The organism is Nocardioides carbamazepini, from assembly GCF_024614185.1.
Lineage (GTDB): Bacteria > Actinomycetota > Actinomycetes > Propionibacteriales > Nocardioidaceae > Nocardioides > Nocardioides carbamazepini.
Window position 1 is genome coordinate 247,209 of sequence record NZ_JAHTLF010000016.1, and the last position, 14,088, is coordinate 261,296.

At 70.6% G+C, this 14,088-nt stretch carries 15 protein-coding genes; all 15 read left to right on the plus strand.

Features of this window, described 5'->3' with window-relative positions; genetic code table 11:
• Positions 1 to 6: 6 nt before the first annotated feature.
• The 15 genes from KVF89_RS13955 (at position 7) to nuoK (ending at position 14,084) form a co-directional block, all read left to right on the plus strand.
• Entirely contained in the window at positions 7 to 645 is a 639-nt protein-coding gene (locus KVF89_RS13955; protein WP_257426320.1) for an MBL fold metallo-hydrolase, read from the plus strand.
• A gap of 92 nt (positions 646 to 737) precedes the next feature.
• The gene (locus KVF89_RS13960; RefSeq protein WP_257426322.1) at positions 738 to 1,418 is read left to right on the plus strand and encodes a hypothetical protein; all 681 of its coding nucleotides are present in this window, start codon (positions 738 to 740) and stop codon (positions 1,416 to 1,418) included.
• Positions 1,419 to 1,426: 8 nt separating this feature from the next.
• Positions 1,427 to 2,116, plus strand: coding sequence for a demethylmenaquinone methyltransferase (locus KVF89_RS13965; protein WP_257426323.1), 690 nt, complete (start codon positions 1,427 to 1,429; stop codon positions 2,114 to 2,116).
• A gap of 67 nt (positions 2,117 to 2,183) precedes the next feature.
• Positions 2,184 to 3,377, plus strand: a complete 1,194-nt coding sequence (locus KVF89_RS30405; protein WP_257426325.1) for an ATP-binding protein — start codon at positions 2,184 to 2,186, stop codon at positions 3,375 to 3,377.
• A gap of 195 nt (positions 3,378 to 3,572) precedes the next feature.
• Entirely contained in the window at positions 3,573 to 3,929 is a 357-nt protein-coding gene (locus KVF89_RS13975; RefSeq protein WP_257426326.1) for an NADH-quinone oxidoreductase subunit A, read from the plus strand.
• 49 nt (positions 3,930 to 3,978) lie between these two features.
• Positions 3,979 to 4,533, plus strand: coding sequence for a NuoB/complex I 20 kDa subunit family protein (locus KVF89_RS13980; protein ID WP_257426328.1), 555 nt, complete (start codon positions 3,979 to 3,981; stop codon positions 4,531 to 4,533).
• Positions 4,530 to 5,261: an NADH-quinone oxidoreductase subunit C gene (locus KVF89_RS13985; RefSeq protein WP_257426330.1), complete on the plus strand. Its 732-nt coding sequence runs from the start codon at positions 4,530 to 4,532 to the stop codon at positions 5,259 to 5,261. The genes KVF89_RS13980 and KVF89_RS13985 overlap by 4 nt, the downstream gene beginning before the upstream one ends.
• Positions 5,261 to 6,604: an NADH-quinone oxidoreductase subunit D gene (locus KVF89_RS13990; RefSeq protein WP_257426331.1), complete on the plus strand. Its 1,344-nt coding sequence runs from the start codon at positions 5,261 to 5,263 to the stop codon at positions 6,602 to 6,604. The genes KVF89_RS13985 and KVF89_RS13990 overlap by 1 nt, the downstream gene beginning before the upstream one ends.
• Positions 6,601 to 7,308 carry an NADH-quinone oxidoreductase subunit NuoE gene (gene nuoE / locus KVF89_RS13995; protein WP_257426332.1) on the plus strand — a complete coding sequence of 236 codons (708 nt, stop codon included), beginning with the start codon at positions 6,601 to 6,603 and terminating at the stop codon, positions 7,306 to 7,308. The genes KVF89_RS13990 and nuoE overlap by 4 nt, the downstream gene beginning before the upstream one ends.
• The gene (gene nuoF, locus KVF89_RS14000) at positions 7,305 to 8,615 is read left to right on the plus strand and encodes an NADH-quinone oxidoreductase subunit NuoF (RefSeq protein WP_257426334.1); all 1,311 of its coding nucleotides are present in this window, start codon (positions 7,305 to 7,307) and stop codon (positions 8,613 to 8,615) included. Before nuoE ends, nuoF begins: the two co-directional genes overlap by 4 nt.
• Positions 8,612 to 11,059 carry an NADH-quinone oxidoreductase subunit G gene (locus KVF89_RS14005; protein WP_257426335.1) on the plus strand — a complete coding sequence of 816 codons (2,448 nt, stop codon included), beginning with the start codon at positions 8,612 to 8,614 and terminating at the stop codon, positions 11,057 to 11,059. The genes nuoF and KVF89_RS14005 overlap by 4 nt, the downstream gene beginning before the upstream one ends.
• Entirely contained in the window at positions 11,056 to 12,378 is a 1,323-nt protein-coding gene (gene nuoH / locus KVF89_RS14010) for an NADH-quinone oxidoreductase subunit NuoH (RefSeq protein WP_257426336.1), read from the plus strand. The genes KVF89_RS14005 and nuoH overlap by 4 nt, the downstream gene beginning before the upstream one ends.
• Entirely contained in the window at positions 12,371 to 12,985 is a 615-nt protein-coding gene (gene nuoI, locus KVF89_RS14015) for an NADH-quinone oxidoreductase subunit NuoI (protein WP_257426338.1), read from the plus strand. The genes nuoH and nuoI overlap by 8 nt, the downstream gene beginning before the upstream one ends.
• Positions 12,982 to 13,794: an NADH-quinone oxidoreductase subunit J gene (locus KVF89_RS14020; RefSeq protein ID WP_257426340.1), complete on the plus strand. Its 813-nt coding sequence runs from the start codon at positions 12,982 to 12,984 to the stop codon at positions 13,792 to 13,794. The genes nuoI and KVF89_RS14020 overlap by 4 nt, the downstream gene beginning before the upstream one ends.
• Entirely contained in the window at positions 13,791 to 14,084 is a 294-nt protein-coding gene (gene nuoK / locus KVF89_RS14025) for an NADH-quinone oxidoreductase subunit NuoK (RefSeq protein ID WP_257426342.1), read from the plus strand. Before KVF89_RS14020 ends, nuoK begins: the two co-directional genes overlap by 4 nt.
• The last annotated feature ends 4 nt before the right edge of the window (positions 14,085 to 14,088 follow it).

Below are 14,088 nucleotides of genomic sequence, written 5' to 3' on the forward strand. Positions count from 1 at the left end.
GGCACCATGCGCCTCACCAAGTTCGGCCACTCCGCGGTCCGGATCGAGCACGGCGGTACGACCATCGCCCTCGACCCGGGGGTGTGGAGCCAGCGCGAGTGCGTCGACGGGGTCGACGCGGTGCTGATCACCCACGAGCACCCGGACCACTACGCGCCGGACCTGCTGCGCGCCACCGACGCGCCGATCTTCACCATCGACGCGGTCGCGGCGCAGATCCGCGCCGGCGCGCCGGACCTGGCCGAGCGGGTCACCGTGGTCGCGCCGGAGGAGGTCTGGTCCGTCGGCGGCTTCGGCGTCCGCGCCGTGGGGGAGCTGCATGCCGTGATCCATCCGGAGCTGCCCCGCTTCCACAACAGCGGCTACCTCCTCACCGCAGGGGAGGTCACGATCTTCCACCCGGGCGATGCGCTGACCGGGCCCGGAGCTCCGGTCGACGTACTCCTCGCCCCGGTGTGCGCACCGTGGATGCGGGTCTCGGAGGGCGTCGACTTCGCGCGCCGGGTGGGTGCGGCCCGCAATGTCGCCATCCACGACCGGGTGTTCTCGGCCGAGGGACTCGGTGTCGCCGACGCCCAGTTCGGCCGCTTCCTCGAGGCGGCCGGACAGGACTACACGCGGCTCGCGGACGGCGCCGATCTGTGACCGGTCGCTGACCGGAGCCCGCACCGGTCGCCGCCGATCACCGGGAGCGGGCCGGTCAGCCGGCGCTCAGGCGGACCGGGCATGATGGCCCGATGCCGATCGCTCGATCCACCGTCGTGGGCGCCACCACCGGCGTCCTCCTCCTCGCCGGAGCCGTGGGCTTCGGCGTCGGCCTCCCCAAGGTCGTCGACGACGCGTCCGCGGCGTCCGCCGCCGACCTCCCGACCCTGCCGGACCGGCTCGACGACCGCATGGTCGCCCTGTCGGCCGTGACCGCCGAGGATGCCGGTCTCACCGACCCGGCCGACCTCGAGGCCATCGAGCAGGTCACCGACCGGGCCGCGACCGGCGACACCGAGGCGTCGAGCGAGCTCTCCGCCATCTACGGCGCCGCCCGGGTCCGTGCCTACGTCGACGCCGCGGTGATGGGCCAGAGCGATGCGCAGGTGGCGCCGGCCCAGATCGCCGTCACCATCAGTGCCGGCGGCGCCGGCCTGGTCATCCCGAGCGGCCCGTTCAAGATCGACCAGCAGGGCGGCTCGCACTACGAGCTGCGCGCGATCGACGGCTACCGCTGCGCCGTCGCGTGGCAGGAGGGCGCCGACCCCACGACGGGCGTGCCCACCGGCGGCGAGGTCCCCGCGGCCAACTACCAGGCCGAGTGCCGCACCGAGCGCGACGGCCTCAGCTACGACGTCTACGCCACCGGGCTCGCGCCCGAGGAGGTCGCGTCGTACGTCGACCGCGTGCTCGAGCTCACCGAGGAGGGCTGAGCACCCCGATGGCCCGCGCCGAGCTCGACAAGCAGCCCGCCGACGTACGCCGGATGTTCGACGCCGTCGCCCGGCGCTACGACCTGACCAACGACATCCTGTCCTTCGGCCAGGACCGCCGCTGGCGGCGCGAGGTGCTCGCCTCGGTCGACCCGTCGTACGGCGACCGGGTGCTCGATCTCGCGGCCGGCACCGGCACCTCGAGCCAGCCGTTCCTGGACGCCGGCGCCGAGGTCGTGCCGTGCGACTTCTCGATCGGCATGCTCCAGGTCGGCAAGTCGCAGCTGCCCCACCTGCCGTTCACGGCCGGCGACGGCACGAGGCTGCCTTTCCGGGACGGGACCTTCGACGCCGTCACGATCTCCTTCGGGCTGCGCAATATCGTCGACCCGCTGGCGGGGCTGGCGGAGATGCGCCGGGTCACCAAGCCCGGCGGCCGGCTGGTCGTGTGCGAGTTCAGCCACCCGACCTGGAGTCCCTGGCGCACCGTCTACATCGAGTACCTGATGAAGGCGCTGCCCGCCGTCGCGCGCGCCGTCTCCTCCGCGCCCGACGCGTACGTCTATCTCGCGGAGTCCATCCGCGCCTGGCCGGACCAGCGCGGGCTGGCCGACCTGATCGCCGAGGCCGGATGGACCCGCCCCCAGTGGCGCAACCTGTCCGGCGGCATCGTCGCCCTGCACCGCGCAACCGCCTGACGAAACCGCTGCTGTCCGCCCGACGAAACCGCTAGGGATAGCCCGACGAAACCGCTACTCTGGCCGGGTGGCCTACCTCCCTCGGATCGCTGATCAAACGCTGATGGCCGCGCTCGAGACCTTCCCTGTCGTCATGCTCGACGGCGCCCGGGCGACGGGAAAGACCACCTCTGCCTCGCGCGCCGCCTCGTCGGAGCTCCGGTTGCCCCGGGACCTCGCTCTCGTCGAGTCCGACCCGGCCCGCGTACTCACCGACGGAGGACGGCCGGTCCTGGTCGATGAATGGCAGCTCGCCGGCACCGGGCTCCTGTGGGCCGCCAAGGCGATCGTCGACGAGGATCCGACGCCGGGATCCCTCATCCTCGCCGGATCGGTCGAGCCCGAGGCCTACGGGCCGACCTATCCACTGACCGGCCGCAGCGTCCGGATCGCACTGCGCCCGATGACGCGCCGGGAGCTCGACGGAGCCGGAGCCGGGCCGCTGTGGTTGGAGCGACTGCTGGGGGGCGAGGTCACGGTGCCGGGACGGCGGCACCCGCGCATGGACGTCGCGGACCTCGTGGTCACAGGATTCCCGGCCGCGTCGGGACTGTCATCGAGCGCGGAGTGGTTGCGCTCCTACGCTGGGACGATCACCGAGCGGGAGGTCGGGGATCGGCGGGATCCGATCCGGGTCAACCGACTGCTCCGGGTCCTCGCCGAATCCGAGTCGCAGGCGGTGCCCGACGAGCACCTGTGGCGTTCGGCGGACATCAACCGGGCGACGCTGGCGGCGTACGAGCAGATGCTGACGCGGACCCACATCAGGGCGGATCTTCCTGCCTGGGAGAGCAACAGGCTCAAGCGCATCACGACATATCCCAAACGACAGTACGTGGATGCGGCACTGGCTCTCGCGCTCGCGCGGATCGGGCCCGACCAGTTGCGCCGCGACCCTGCGCTGGCCGGGCGCTATCTGGAGTCCTTCGTCGCCGCGCAGCTCCGCCCGGAGTGCGACCGGCTCGGCGGCGTCCTGCATCACGTGCGGACCAAGGGTGGCGAGCGCGAGATCGACCTGCTGATCGAGCTCGATGGCGGTCTCGTGGCTGCCGAGGTCAAGGCGGGCGTCGAGCCGAGGCCTGCTGACGCGCGCCACCTGGTGTGGCTGCGCGAGCAGCTTGGGGATCGACTCCTGGCGACGGTGGTCCTGCACCGTGGCGAGGCCACCTTCGAGCTGGTCGAAGGAGTCTGGGCGGTCCCCGTCACCTCGCTCTGGGCCTGACCGAGGGCGGCAGCGCCGCCGTCGAATTACGCAACCCTCGCATGCGTTAAATGCGCAGGTCAGCGCCGGTTTTCGCCGGTCCGGGCGTGGGGGAGCCGGCATTGCCGACCCCCCTGTGACGGCGCCCCGGATGGGTGGCAATATGTGCCCCACGCCACTAGTGATTCTGTTCACAAGATCACGAGAGGGAGGCTCATGGAGCTCTACACGCCGGTGCTGGTCCTGGCGGCCCTGGCCGCGTTGTTCGCGGTCGGTTCGGTCGCCATGAGCACGATGGTGGGGCCGCGGCGCTACAACCGCGCCAAGCTCGACTCCTACGAGTGCGGCATCGAGCCCACGCCCCAGGCGCTGACGGGTCGCTTCCCGGTGAAGTACTACATCACCGCGATGCTCTTCATCGTCTTCGACATCGAGATCATCTTCCTCTACCCCTGGGCCGTCCGCTTCGACGCGATGGCCTGGTTCGGACTGATCGAGATGGTCCTGTTCATCGCCACCGTCTTCGTCGCCTACGCCTACGTCTGGCGTCGCGGCGGACTCGATTGGGATTGAGGACCACGATGCACTGCAGCGGATCGCGACCCTCAACGGGAGGAAACTGATGGGTGTCGAGGAGAAGCTCCCGAGCGGAGTCCTGCTGAGCACGGTCGAGGGCCTGGCCGGCTACATGCGCAAGGCCAGCTTCTGGCCGGCGACCTTCGGTCTCGCGTGCTGCGCGATCGAGATGATGACGTCGGGTGGCCCGAAGTACGACCTCGCCCGGTTCGGCATGGAGGTCTTCCGGGCCAGCCCGCGGCAGGCCGACCTGATGATCGTGGCGGGCCGGGTGAGCCAGAAGATGGCGCCGGTGCTGCGTCAGATCTACGACCAGATGGCCGAGCCCAAGTGGGTGCTGGCCATGGGCGTGTGCGCCAGCAGCGGCGGCATGTTCAACAACTACGCGATCGTCCAGGGCGTCGACCACGTCGTGCCTGTCGACATGTACCTCCCCGGCTGTCCGCCGCGTCCGGAGATGCTCATCGACGCGATCCTCAAGCTGCACGACAAGGTCCAGCACACGCCGCTCGGTGCCAACCGCCAGGCGCAGATCCGCGAGCTCGAGGCCGACGGTCTCGCCGCCCTGCCGACCGGCGACATGAGGGGGATGCTGCGATGAGCGACGACAAGCCCGCCGGTCCCGAGAAGTCCGTCGAGCAGCCCGCGGTCGAGCAGTCGCCCGAGAACGTCCCCGAGGCCTTCGGGGAGCCGGGGCTCGAGGTCCGCGCCGTCGGCGAGCGCCAGGGCATGTTCGGCGTCCAGGGCTCCGGAGACACCAGCGGGTACGGCGGCCTGGTGGCTCCCGTCGTGCTGCCCGGTGCCGCGCAGCGGCCCTACGGCGGCTGGTTCGACACGGTGGCCGATGCGCTCGACCCGCTCATCGAGCAGGTCGTCATCCACCGCGGCGAGATCACCTTCCACATCCACCGCGACAACCTGCTGGCCGCGGCCCGGAAGCTCCGGGACGACCCCGACCTGCGCTTCGAGCTGCTGTCCGGCGTCAGCGGCGTCCACTACCCCGGTGACGCCGGCCGTGAGCTGCACGCCGTCTACCACCTGATGTCCTTCACCTGGAACCGCCGGGTCCGTGTGGAGACCGCCGCCCCCGACGGCGACCCGCACGTCCCGAGCCTGGTCCCGATCTACCCCGCCGCCGACTGGCACGAGCGGGAGACCTGGGACATGTTCGGCATCCAGTTCGACGGCCACCCGGCCCTCACCCGGATCCTGATGCCCGACGACTGGCCGGGCCACCCCCAGCGCAAGGACTACCCGCTCGGCGGCATCCCCGTCGAGTACAAGGGCGCGAGCGTGCCGCCGCCGGACCAGCGGAGGAGCTACAACTGATGGGCACCGACCAGGACTTCTACGCCGGCGGCGCCGACACCGCCGAGGGCAAGGTCTTCACCGTCACCGGTCAGGACTGGGATGAGATCGCCGCCGACATGGGCGACAGCGACGCGGCTGAGCGGATCGTCGTCAACATGGGTCCCCAGCACCCGTCGACCCACGGCGTGCTGCGGCTGATCCTCGAGATCGAGGGCGAGACGGTCACCGAGGCCCGCTGTGGCATCGGCTACCTCCACACCGGCATCGAGAAGAACATGGAGTACCGCTCCTGGACGCAGGGCGTCACGTTCTGCACCCGGATGGACTATCTCTCACCCTTCTTCAACGAGGCGACCTACTCCCTCGGCGTCGAGCGGCTGCTCGACATCGAGGACGACATCCCCGAGAAGGCCCAGATCATGCGGGTCCTGCTCATGGAGCTCAACCGGATCTCGTCCCACCTCGTGTGCATCGCCACCGGCGGCATGGAGATCGGCGCGCTGACCGTGATGACGATCGGCTTCCGCGAGCGGGAGCTGGTGCTCGACCTGTTCGAGCTGATCACCGGCCTGCGCATGAACCACGCGTTCATCCGCCCCGGCGGCGTCGCGCAGGACCTCCCACCCGGCGCGCTCGACGAGATCCGCTCCTTCGTCGCGCTGATGAAGAAGCGGCTCCCGGAGTACGCCGCGCTGTGCAACGCGAACCCGATCTTCAAGGCGCGCCTCGAGAACGTCGGCCACCTCGACCTCGAGGGCTGCATGGCGCTGGGCCTCACCGGTCCGGTCCTGCGCAGCACCGGCTACGGCTTCGACCTGCGCAAGGCGCAGCCCTACTGCGGCTACGAGACCTACGACTTCGACGTACAGACCTGGGACACCGCCGACTCCTACGGCCGGTTCCGGGTCCGGCTCAACGAGATGTGGGAGTCGCTGAAGATCATCGAGCAGGCCGCCGACCGGTTGGCGAAGCTCGAAGGCGCGCCGGTGATGGTGGCCGACAAGAAGGTCGCCTGGCCGAGCCAGCTCTCGATCGGCAGCGACGGCATGGGCAACAGCCTCGACCACATCCGCCACATCATGGGCGAGTCGATGGAGGCGCTGATCCATCACTTCAAGCTGGTCACCGAGGGCTTCCGCGTCCCCGCCGGGCAGGCCTATGTGCCGGTCGAGTCGCCGCGCGGGGAGCTCGGCGCGCACGTCGTCTCCGACGGCGGCACCCGGCCCTTCCGGGCGCACTTCCGCGACCCGTCGTTCAACAACCTCCAGGCGATGGGCGTGATGAGTGAAGGCGGCCAGATCGCCGACGTCATCGTGGCCATCGCGAGCATCGACCCCGTGATGGGAGGCGTCGACCGATGAGCACCACCGCCCCGTTGGACGACAAGACGATCGCCGAGCTGCGCGAGATCGCGGCCCGCTACCCCGAGGCACGCTCCGGCCTGCTGCCGATGCTGCACCTGGTGCAGTCCGCCCAGGGCCGGATCACCCCGGAGGGCATCGAGACCTGCGCGGCGATCCTCGAGATCAGCGCCGCCGAGGTCAACGGCGTCGCGACCTTCTACACGATGTACAAGCGCCATGGCGTGGGCGACTACCACGTCGGCGTCTGCACCAACACGCTGTGCGCGGTGATGGGCGGCGACGCCATCTTCCAGCGCCTCAAGGACCACCTCGAGATCGGCAACGACGAGGTCGCGGCCCAGCGCCAGGGCGACTCCCACACGGTCAGCCTCGAGCACATCGAGTGCAACGCCGCCTGCGACTACGCACCGGTGCTGATGGTCAACTGGGAGTTCATGGACAACCAGACCCCCGAGTCGGCCGTCCAGATGGTCGAAGCGCTCCGCGCCGGCCACGAGGTCAGCTCGACGCGCGGCCCGAAGCTGTGCTCCTGGCGGGAGACCGAGCGGGTGCTCGCCGGCTTCCCCGACGGCCGGGCCGACGAGGGACCGGCCGCCGGTCCCGCCTCGCTCGCCGGCCTCGAGATCGCCCGTGAGCATGGCTGGAGCGCACCGGACCCGGCGGCGACGCCGGCGGTCGAGGCGAAGGAGAGCGACGCATGACCGACGTGCTGACCCCGGTCCTGACGGACATCTGGGACGCGGAGCAGGCCTGGAAGCTGGCGACCTACGCCGAACGAGGTGGGTACGCCGCCCTCGACGCCGCCTTCGCCATGAGCCCCGACGACATCATCACCGCCGTCAAGGACAGCGGCCTGCGCGGCCGCGGCGGCGCCGGCTTCCCGACCGGCATGAAGTGGTCCTTCATCCCTCAGGACAACCCGAAGCCGAAGTACCTCGTCGTCAACGCCGACGAATCCGAGCCGGGCACCTGCAAGGACATCCCGCTGATGATGGGCAACCCCCATGTGCTCGTCGAGGGCGTCATCATCAGCTCCTACGCCATCCGCGCCAACAAGGCGTTCATCTACATCCGTGGCGAGGTCGTCCACGTCATCCGCCGGGTGCAGGCGGCCGTCGAGGAGGCCTACGCCGCCGGCCATCTCGGCAAGGACATCCACGGCTCCGGCTACGACCTCGACGTCGTCGTCCATGCCGGTGCCGGTGCCTACATCTGCGGTGAGGAGACCGCGCTGCTCGAGGGACTCGAGGGCCGCCGCGGCCAGCCTCGGCTGCGTCCGCCGTTCCCGGCGGTCGCAGGGCTCTACGCCAGCCCGACGGTCATCAACAACGTCGAGTCCATCGCCTCGGTGCCTGCCATCGTCAAGAACGGCGCGGCCTGGTTCGGTGCGATGGGCACTGAGAAGTCCAAGGGCCACGGCATCTTCTCGCTCTCGGGCCACGTGCGGAAGCCCGGTCAGTACGAGGCGCCGCTCGGCATCACGCTGCGTGAGCTGCTCGACCTGGCGGGCGGCGTACGCGAGGGCCACCAGCTCAAGTTCTGGACGCCCGGAGGATCCAGCACGCCGCTGTTCACCGACCAGCACCTCGACGTGCCCCTCGACTTCGAGGGCGTGGCCGGTGCGGGCTCGATGCTCGGCACGCGCGCGCTGCAGATCTTCGACGACACCGTGTGTGTGGTGCGCGCCGTCCTGCGCTGGACGGAGTTCTACCAGCACGAGTCCTGCGGAAAGTGCACCCCGTGCCGCGAGGGCACCTGGTGGCTGGCGCAGGCGCTCACCCGGCTCGAGAACGGCCAGGGCAGCGAGGCGGACCTCGACCAGCTGATCGACCAGTGCGACAACATCCTCGGGCGTGCGTTCTGCGCGCTCGGTGACGGCGCCACCAGCCCGGTGACCAGCTCGATCCAGTACTTCCGCGAGGAGTACCTCGCGCACCTGAGCCACGGCGGCTGCCCGTTCGACCCCGCGAGGTCGACGGCCTGGGCCGGAACGGAGGTGTCGGCATGAGCGCCCCCGAGATCGAGAAGACCGATCTGGTCACGGTCACGATCGACGGCGTCCAGGTCAGCGTCCCCAAGGACACGCTGGTGATCCGGGCCGCCGAGCAGGTCGGTGTCCAGATCCCGCGGTTCTGCGACCATCCGCTGCTCGCGCCCGTCGGCGCCTGCCGGCAGTGCCTGGTCGACGTGCCCGACGCCGGCAACGGCAGGGGCTTCCCGAAGCCCCAGGCGTCCTGCACGCTCCCCGTCGCCGAGGGCATGGTCGTCAGCACCCAGGTCAGCAGCCCGGTCGCCGACAAGGCCCAGCAGGGCGTGATGGAGCTGCTGCTCATCAACCACCCGCTCGACTGCCCTGTCTGCGACAAGGGCGGCGAGTGCCCGCTGCAGAACCAGGCCATGTCCAACGGCCGCGGCGAGTCGCGCTTCTCCGACGACCGCAACCGCGGCGTGAAGCGGACCTTCCCCAAGCCGATCAACCTCTCGCCGATGGTGCTGCTCGACCGTGAGCGCTGCATCGTGTGCCAGCGCTGCACCCGGTTCGCCGACGAGATCGCGGGCGACCCCTTCATCGCGCTGGTCGAGCGCGGTGTCCAGCAGCAGATCGGCATCGCCGAGGACGCGCCCTTCCTGTCGTACTTCTCCGGCAACGTCATCCAGATCTGCCCGGTCGGCGCGCTGACCTCCGAGCAGTACCGCTTCCGGTCCCGCCCCTTCGACCTGGTCTCGACCCCCGGCGTCGCCGAGCACGACGCGTGCGGCTCGGCGATCCGGGTCGACCACCGCCGTGGCACGGTGCTGCGCCGCCAGGCCGGCGACGACCCGGCGGTCAACGAGGAGTGGATCAGCGACAAGGACCGGTTCGCCTTCGCCTACGCGCAGGCCGACGACCGGCTCACCTACCCGCAGGTCCGCGACGAGGACGGCGCGCTGCGGCCGGCATCCTGGCCCGAGGCGTTCACGGTCGCGGCCCGCGGCCTCGCCGCGGCGAAGGCGGCCGGCGGCGTGGGCGTCCTGACCGGCGGTCGGCTGAGCGCCGAGGACGCCTACGCCTACGCCAAGCTCGCCCGGGTCGCGCTCGACACCAACGACATCGACTTCCGGGCCCGCCCCCTGTCGGCGGAGGAGGCGGACTTCCTGGCCTCCCACGTGGTGCTCACCGGTCCCGGGGCCGGCGGCGTCACGTACGCCGACCTGGAGTCCGCCGCCACGGTGGTCCTGGTCGGCCTGGAGCCCGAGGACGAGGCTGCCGCCATCTTCCTGCGGCTGCGCAAGTCGGTCCGCGCGGGCGGCACCGAGGTGATCAGCCTCGCGCCGTTCACGACCCGCGGTCTCGCCAAGCTCGGGGCACGGCTGGTCCCGACCGCGCCCGGCGACGAGCCGGCCGCGCTGCGGGCGCTGGCCGGAGAGCTCGACGCGACGGCGGTGCTGCTCGTCGGCGAGCGGCTGGCCGTCGTACCCGGTGCGCTGAGCGCCGCCGCCGAGATCGCGGCCGCCACCGGCGCCCGGCTGGCCTGGGTGCCGCGCCGTGCCGGTGACCGGGGCGCGATCGAGGCGGGCTGCCTGCCGACCCTGCTGCCCGGCGGCCGCCCGGTCGCCGACGCCGGCGCACGGGTCGACGTCGCCGCCGCCTGGGGCGTCGACGCCCTTCCCGCGACCCCGGGACGCGACGCCGACGGGATCGTCGCGGCGCTGGTCGCCGGCGCACTCGGCGGCCTGGTCGTCGGCGGCGTGGACCCCGACGACACCGCCGACCCGGCGGCCACCCGCGCCGCGATCGACGCGGCCGGCTTCGTGGTCGCCCTCGACGTGCGCCGCACGGAGGTCACCGACCGGGCTGACGTGGTCTTCCCGGTCGCGCCGACCACCGACAAGTCCGGCACCTTCGTCAACTGGGAGGGGCGGCTGCGCCCCTGGGAGGCCGCGCTGCGCAACCCGGCCTCGCTGCCCGAGCTGCGGGCGCTGGCCGGCATCGCCGACGAGCTGGGTGCCTCGCTGGGCTTCCGCACGGTCGACGAGGTGCGCGCCGAGATGGCCCAGCTAGGCCCCTGGGACCGGACAGACCGCGAGCGCAGCGAGCCTGGTCTGTCCGGAACGACGAAGCCCCCGAGCGAAGCGAGGGACGATGCCGTTCGCGCCGACGGCGCTGTGCGTCTGGCGACCTGGAAGCAGCTGCTCGACAACGGATCGCTCCAGGAGGGCGACAAGTACCTCAAGGCGACGGCCCGGACGCCGGTCGCGCTGGTCACGCCGGATGCCTACGACCGGTACGGCCCGACGGTCACCCTCACCGGTGACCGCGGCTCGATGACCCTGCCGGCCGAGATCTGCGACGACCTCGTCGACGGCGTGGTCTGGGTGCCGGCCAACTCGGTCGGCAACGGCGTCCTCGCCGACCTGGCCTCCCCGGGCACGACGGTCACGATCGCTGGAGCGGAAGGGGTGCACGGGTGAACGACTCTCTGTCGGCCTTCGGCAGCGATCCTTGGTGGGTCGTCGGTCTCAAGGCACTGCTGATCTTCGTCATCCTGGTGCTGCTGACCCTGTTCAACATCTGGTGGGAGCGGCGCGTCGTCGCCCGGATGCAGCACCGGATCGGCCCCAACGTGCACGGCCCCTTCGGCCTGCTGCAGTCGTTGGCCGACGGCGTGAAGCTGGCCTTCAAGGAGGACCTGATCCCGAAGGCCGCCGACAAGGTGGTCTTCGTGCTCGCGCCCGTCATCGTCGTGGTGCCGGCGTTCGTGACCTTCAGCGTCATCCCGTTCGGGCCCGAGGTGAACTTCTTCGGGCACCAGACGCCGCTGCAGCTGACGGACATGCCGGTCGCGGTGCTCTTCGTGATGGCGATCGCGTCGATCGGCATCTACGGCATCGTGCTCGGCGGCTGGTCCAGCGGCTCGACGTACTCGCTGCTCGGCGGCCTCCGCTCGAGCGCCCAGATGATCTCCTACGAGGTCGCCATGGGCCTCGCGCTCGTCGCGGTGTTCATGTACGCCGGCTCGATGTCGACCAGTGAGATCGTCGCCGCGCAGGACGACCTGTGGTTCGGGCTGATCCTGCTGCCGTCCTTCGTCATCTACGCGATCGCCATGGTCGGTGAGACCAACCGCGCGCCGTTCGACCTCCCGGAGGCCGAGGGCGAGCTGGTCGGCGGGTTCCACACCGAGTACTCCAGCCTGAAGTTCGCGCTCTTCTTCCTCGCCGAGTACATCAACATGGCGACCGTCTCGGCGCTCGCGGCCACCCTCTTCCTCGGCGGCTGGCACGCCCCGTTCTGGATCGACGAGGTCTGGGCCGGCGCCAACGAGGGCTACTGGCCGGTGCTGTGGTTCTTCGGCAAGGTCCTGTTCTTCGTCTTCATCTTCATCTGGCTGCGCGGCTCGCTGCCGCGGCTGCGCTACGACCAGTTCATGGCGTTCGGCTGGAAGCGGCTGATCCCGATCTCGCTCGTGTGGATCGTCGCGGTCGCCACGATGCGGGCCGCGCGCAACGAGGGCGTCTTCGACGAGGGCTTCAGCGGCAACCCGCAGTTCTGGCTGATCGTCGTCGGCGTCGTCCTGGTGGTCCTGCTGCTGACCTTCCTCGTCCCCGAGAAGGGATCGAAGGAGGGCGAGGACGACCTCGAGACCGCCACGGCGCGCACCGGGGGATTCCCGGTGCCGCCGATGCCGGCGGGTGGCGCCGTCCGCGGTGCCGCCGCGCCGCTCGTGTTCCGCTCGGCCCAGGACACCGTCAGTGAGACCGTCCGCGATTCAGGGGTGACCAATGGCTGACCAGCAGGGTTCGAAGAGGCCGGAGGAGAAGGGCCCGTCCCTCAAGGAGCAGCTGTGGGACCCGGTCGCGGGGTTCGGGGTCACCTTCCGGACCATGTTCCGCAAGGTCGTCACCGAGCAGTACCCCAAGGAGAAGCTGCCGACCGCGCCGCGCTTCCACGGCCGGCACCAGCTCAACCGCTGGCCCGACGGCCTGGAGAAGTGCGTCGGCTGCGAGCTGTGTGCCTGGGCCTGCCCGGCCGACGCCATCTACGTCGAGGGGGCCGAGAACGTCGACGGGGCGAGCGTCGACGCCGACGGCAACCCGGTGCCCTCGGGGCGCTTCTCGGCGGGTGAGCGCTACGGCAGCGTCTACCAGATCAACTACCTGCGCTGCATCCTCTGCGGACTGTGCATCGAGGCCTGCCCGACCCGGGCACTGACGATGACCAACGAGTACGAGCTCGCCGACGACAGCCGGGCCAGCCTGATCTACGAGAAGTCCGACCTGCTGGCCCCGCTGCTGCCGGGCATGGAGCAGCCGCCGCACGCGCAGCTGCTCGGCAGCGACGACGACTACTACCGCGGTGAGTTCAAGGCCGGCAGCGACGAGGAGGCCAAGCAGTGACCGCCTTCTGGATCCTCGCGCCGATCATGGTCGTCGCCGCACTCGGCCTGCTGTTCGTGCGCAAGGCCGTCCACGCCGCGCTGCTGCTGGCCGTGGTGATGATCAGCCTCGCCGTGCTGTACGCCGTCCTCGAGGCGCCGTTCCTCTTCGCGGTCCAGATCATCGTCTACACCGGCGCGATCCTGATGCTCTTCCTGTTCGTGCTGATGCTCGTCGGAGTCGACGCCTCCGACTCGCTGGTCGAGACGATCAAGGGCCAGCGGGCGCTGGCCTGGCTGGTCGGCCTGGCCTTCGTCGTGGTGATGGTCGTCGGCCTGTCCCAGCTCACCCTCGGCACGGCGACCGGCCTCGAGGAGGCCAACGCGGGCGGCAACGTCCAGGCCCTCGCCGACCTGCTGTTCTCGCGCTACGTCTTCATCTTCGAGGCCGCCAGCGCCCTGCTGATCACCGCGGCCGTCGGCGCGATGGTGCTGACCCACCGCGAGCGGCTCACGCCCAGGCGCACCCAGCCGGTCCTCGCGGCCGAGCGGATCCGCGCGTACGGCGAGACCGGTGCCCACCTCGGCCCACTGCCTCCGCCGGGCGTCTACGCCCGTCACAACGCGGTGGACACGCCGGCCCTGCTGCCCGACGGCAGCCCGGCCGCGGCCTCGGTCTCCCGGGTGCTCGCCGCCCGCGGCACCATGCGGTCGGCCGGTCTCACCGACATCGAGGCGATCAAGGAGCAGCTCGGCGTGGATCCCACGGCGAAGCCCGATGCGAAGCAGCCGGGGAGCGAAGCGACCGACGGCAAAGAGGACCCGGCATGACCGAGTACATCGTCCTGTCCGCGATCCTCTTCACGATCGGCTCGATCGGGGTGCTCACCCGACGCAACGCGATCGTCGTGTTCATGTGCGTCGAGCTGATGCTCAACGCCTGCAACCTGGCGTTCATCGCCTTCGCCCGCCAGCACGGCAACCTCGACGGCCAGATCGCCGCCTTCTTCGTGATGGTGGTCGCCGCGGCCGAGGTCGTGGTCGGGCTCGCGATCATCATGACCATCTTCCGGACCCGTCGCTCGGCCTCGGTCGACGACGTGAGCCTGCTGAAGTTCTGAGGAC

What these genes read in the sequence shown, in the direction of transcription:
- nuoE (WP_257426332.1), top strand. Translation starts at nt 6,601, where the DNA reads ATGAGCACCACCGCCCCGTTGGACGACAAGACGATCGCCGAGCTGCGC.
- KVF89_RS13975 (WP_257426326.1), top strand. Translation starts at nt 3,573, where the DNA reads ATGGAGCTCTACACGCCGGTGCTGGTCCTGGCGGCCCTGGCCGCGTTG.
- nuoK (WP_257426342.1), top strand. Translation starts at nt 13,791, where the DNA reads ATGACCGAGTACATCGTCCTGTCCGCGATCCTCTTCACGATCGGCTCG.
- KVF89_RS13990 (WP_257426331.1), top strand. Translation starts at nt 5,261, where the DNA reads ATGGGCACCGACCAGGACTTCTACGCCGGCGGCGCCGACACCGCCGAG.
- KVF89_RS13960 (WP_257426322.1), top strand. Translation starts at nt 738, where the DNA reads ATGCCGATCGCTCGATCCACCGTCGTGGGCGCCACCACCGGCGTCCTC.
- nuoF (WP_257426334.1), top strand. Translation starts at nt 7,305, where the DNA reads ATGACCGACGTGCTGACCCCGGTCCTGACGGACATCTGGGACGCGGAG.
- KVF89_RS13955 (WP_257426320.1), top strand. Translation starts at nt 7, where the DNA reads ATGCGCCTCACCAAGTTCGGCCACTCCGCGGTCCGGATCGAGCACGGC.
- KVF89_RS13985 (WP_257426330.1), top strand. Translation starts at nt 4,530, where the DNA reads ATGAGCGACGACAAGCCCGCCGGTCCCGAGAAGTCCGTCGAGCAGCCC.
- KVF89_RS13965 (WP_257426323.1), top strand. Translation starts at nt 1,427, where the DNA reads ATGGCCCGCGCCGAGCTCGACAAGCAGCCCGCCGACGTACGCCGGATG.
- KVF89_RS13980 (WP_257426328.1), top strand. Translation starts at nt 3,979, where the DNA reads ATGGGTGTCGAGGAGAAGCTCCCGAGCGGAGTCCTGCTGAGCACGGTC.
- KVF89_RS14005 (WP_257426335.1), top strand. Translation starts at nt 8,612, where the DNA reads ATGAGCGCCCCCGAGATCGAGAAGACCGATCTGGTCACGGTCACGATC.
- nuoI (WP_257426338.1), top strand. Translation starts at nt 12,371, where the DNA reads ATGGCTGACCAGCAGGGTTCGAAGAGGCCGGAGGAGAAGGGCCCGTCC.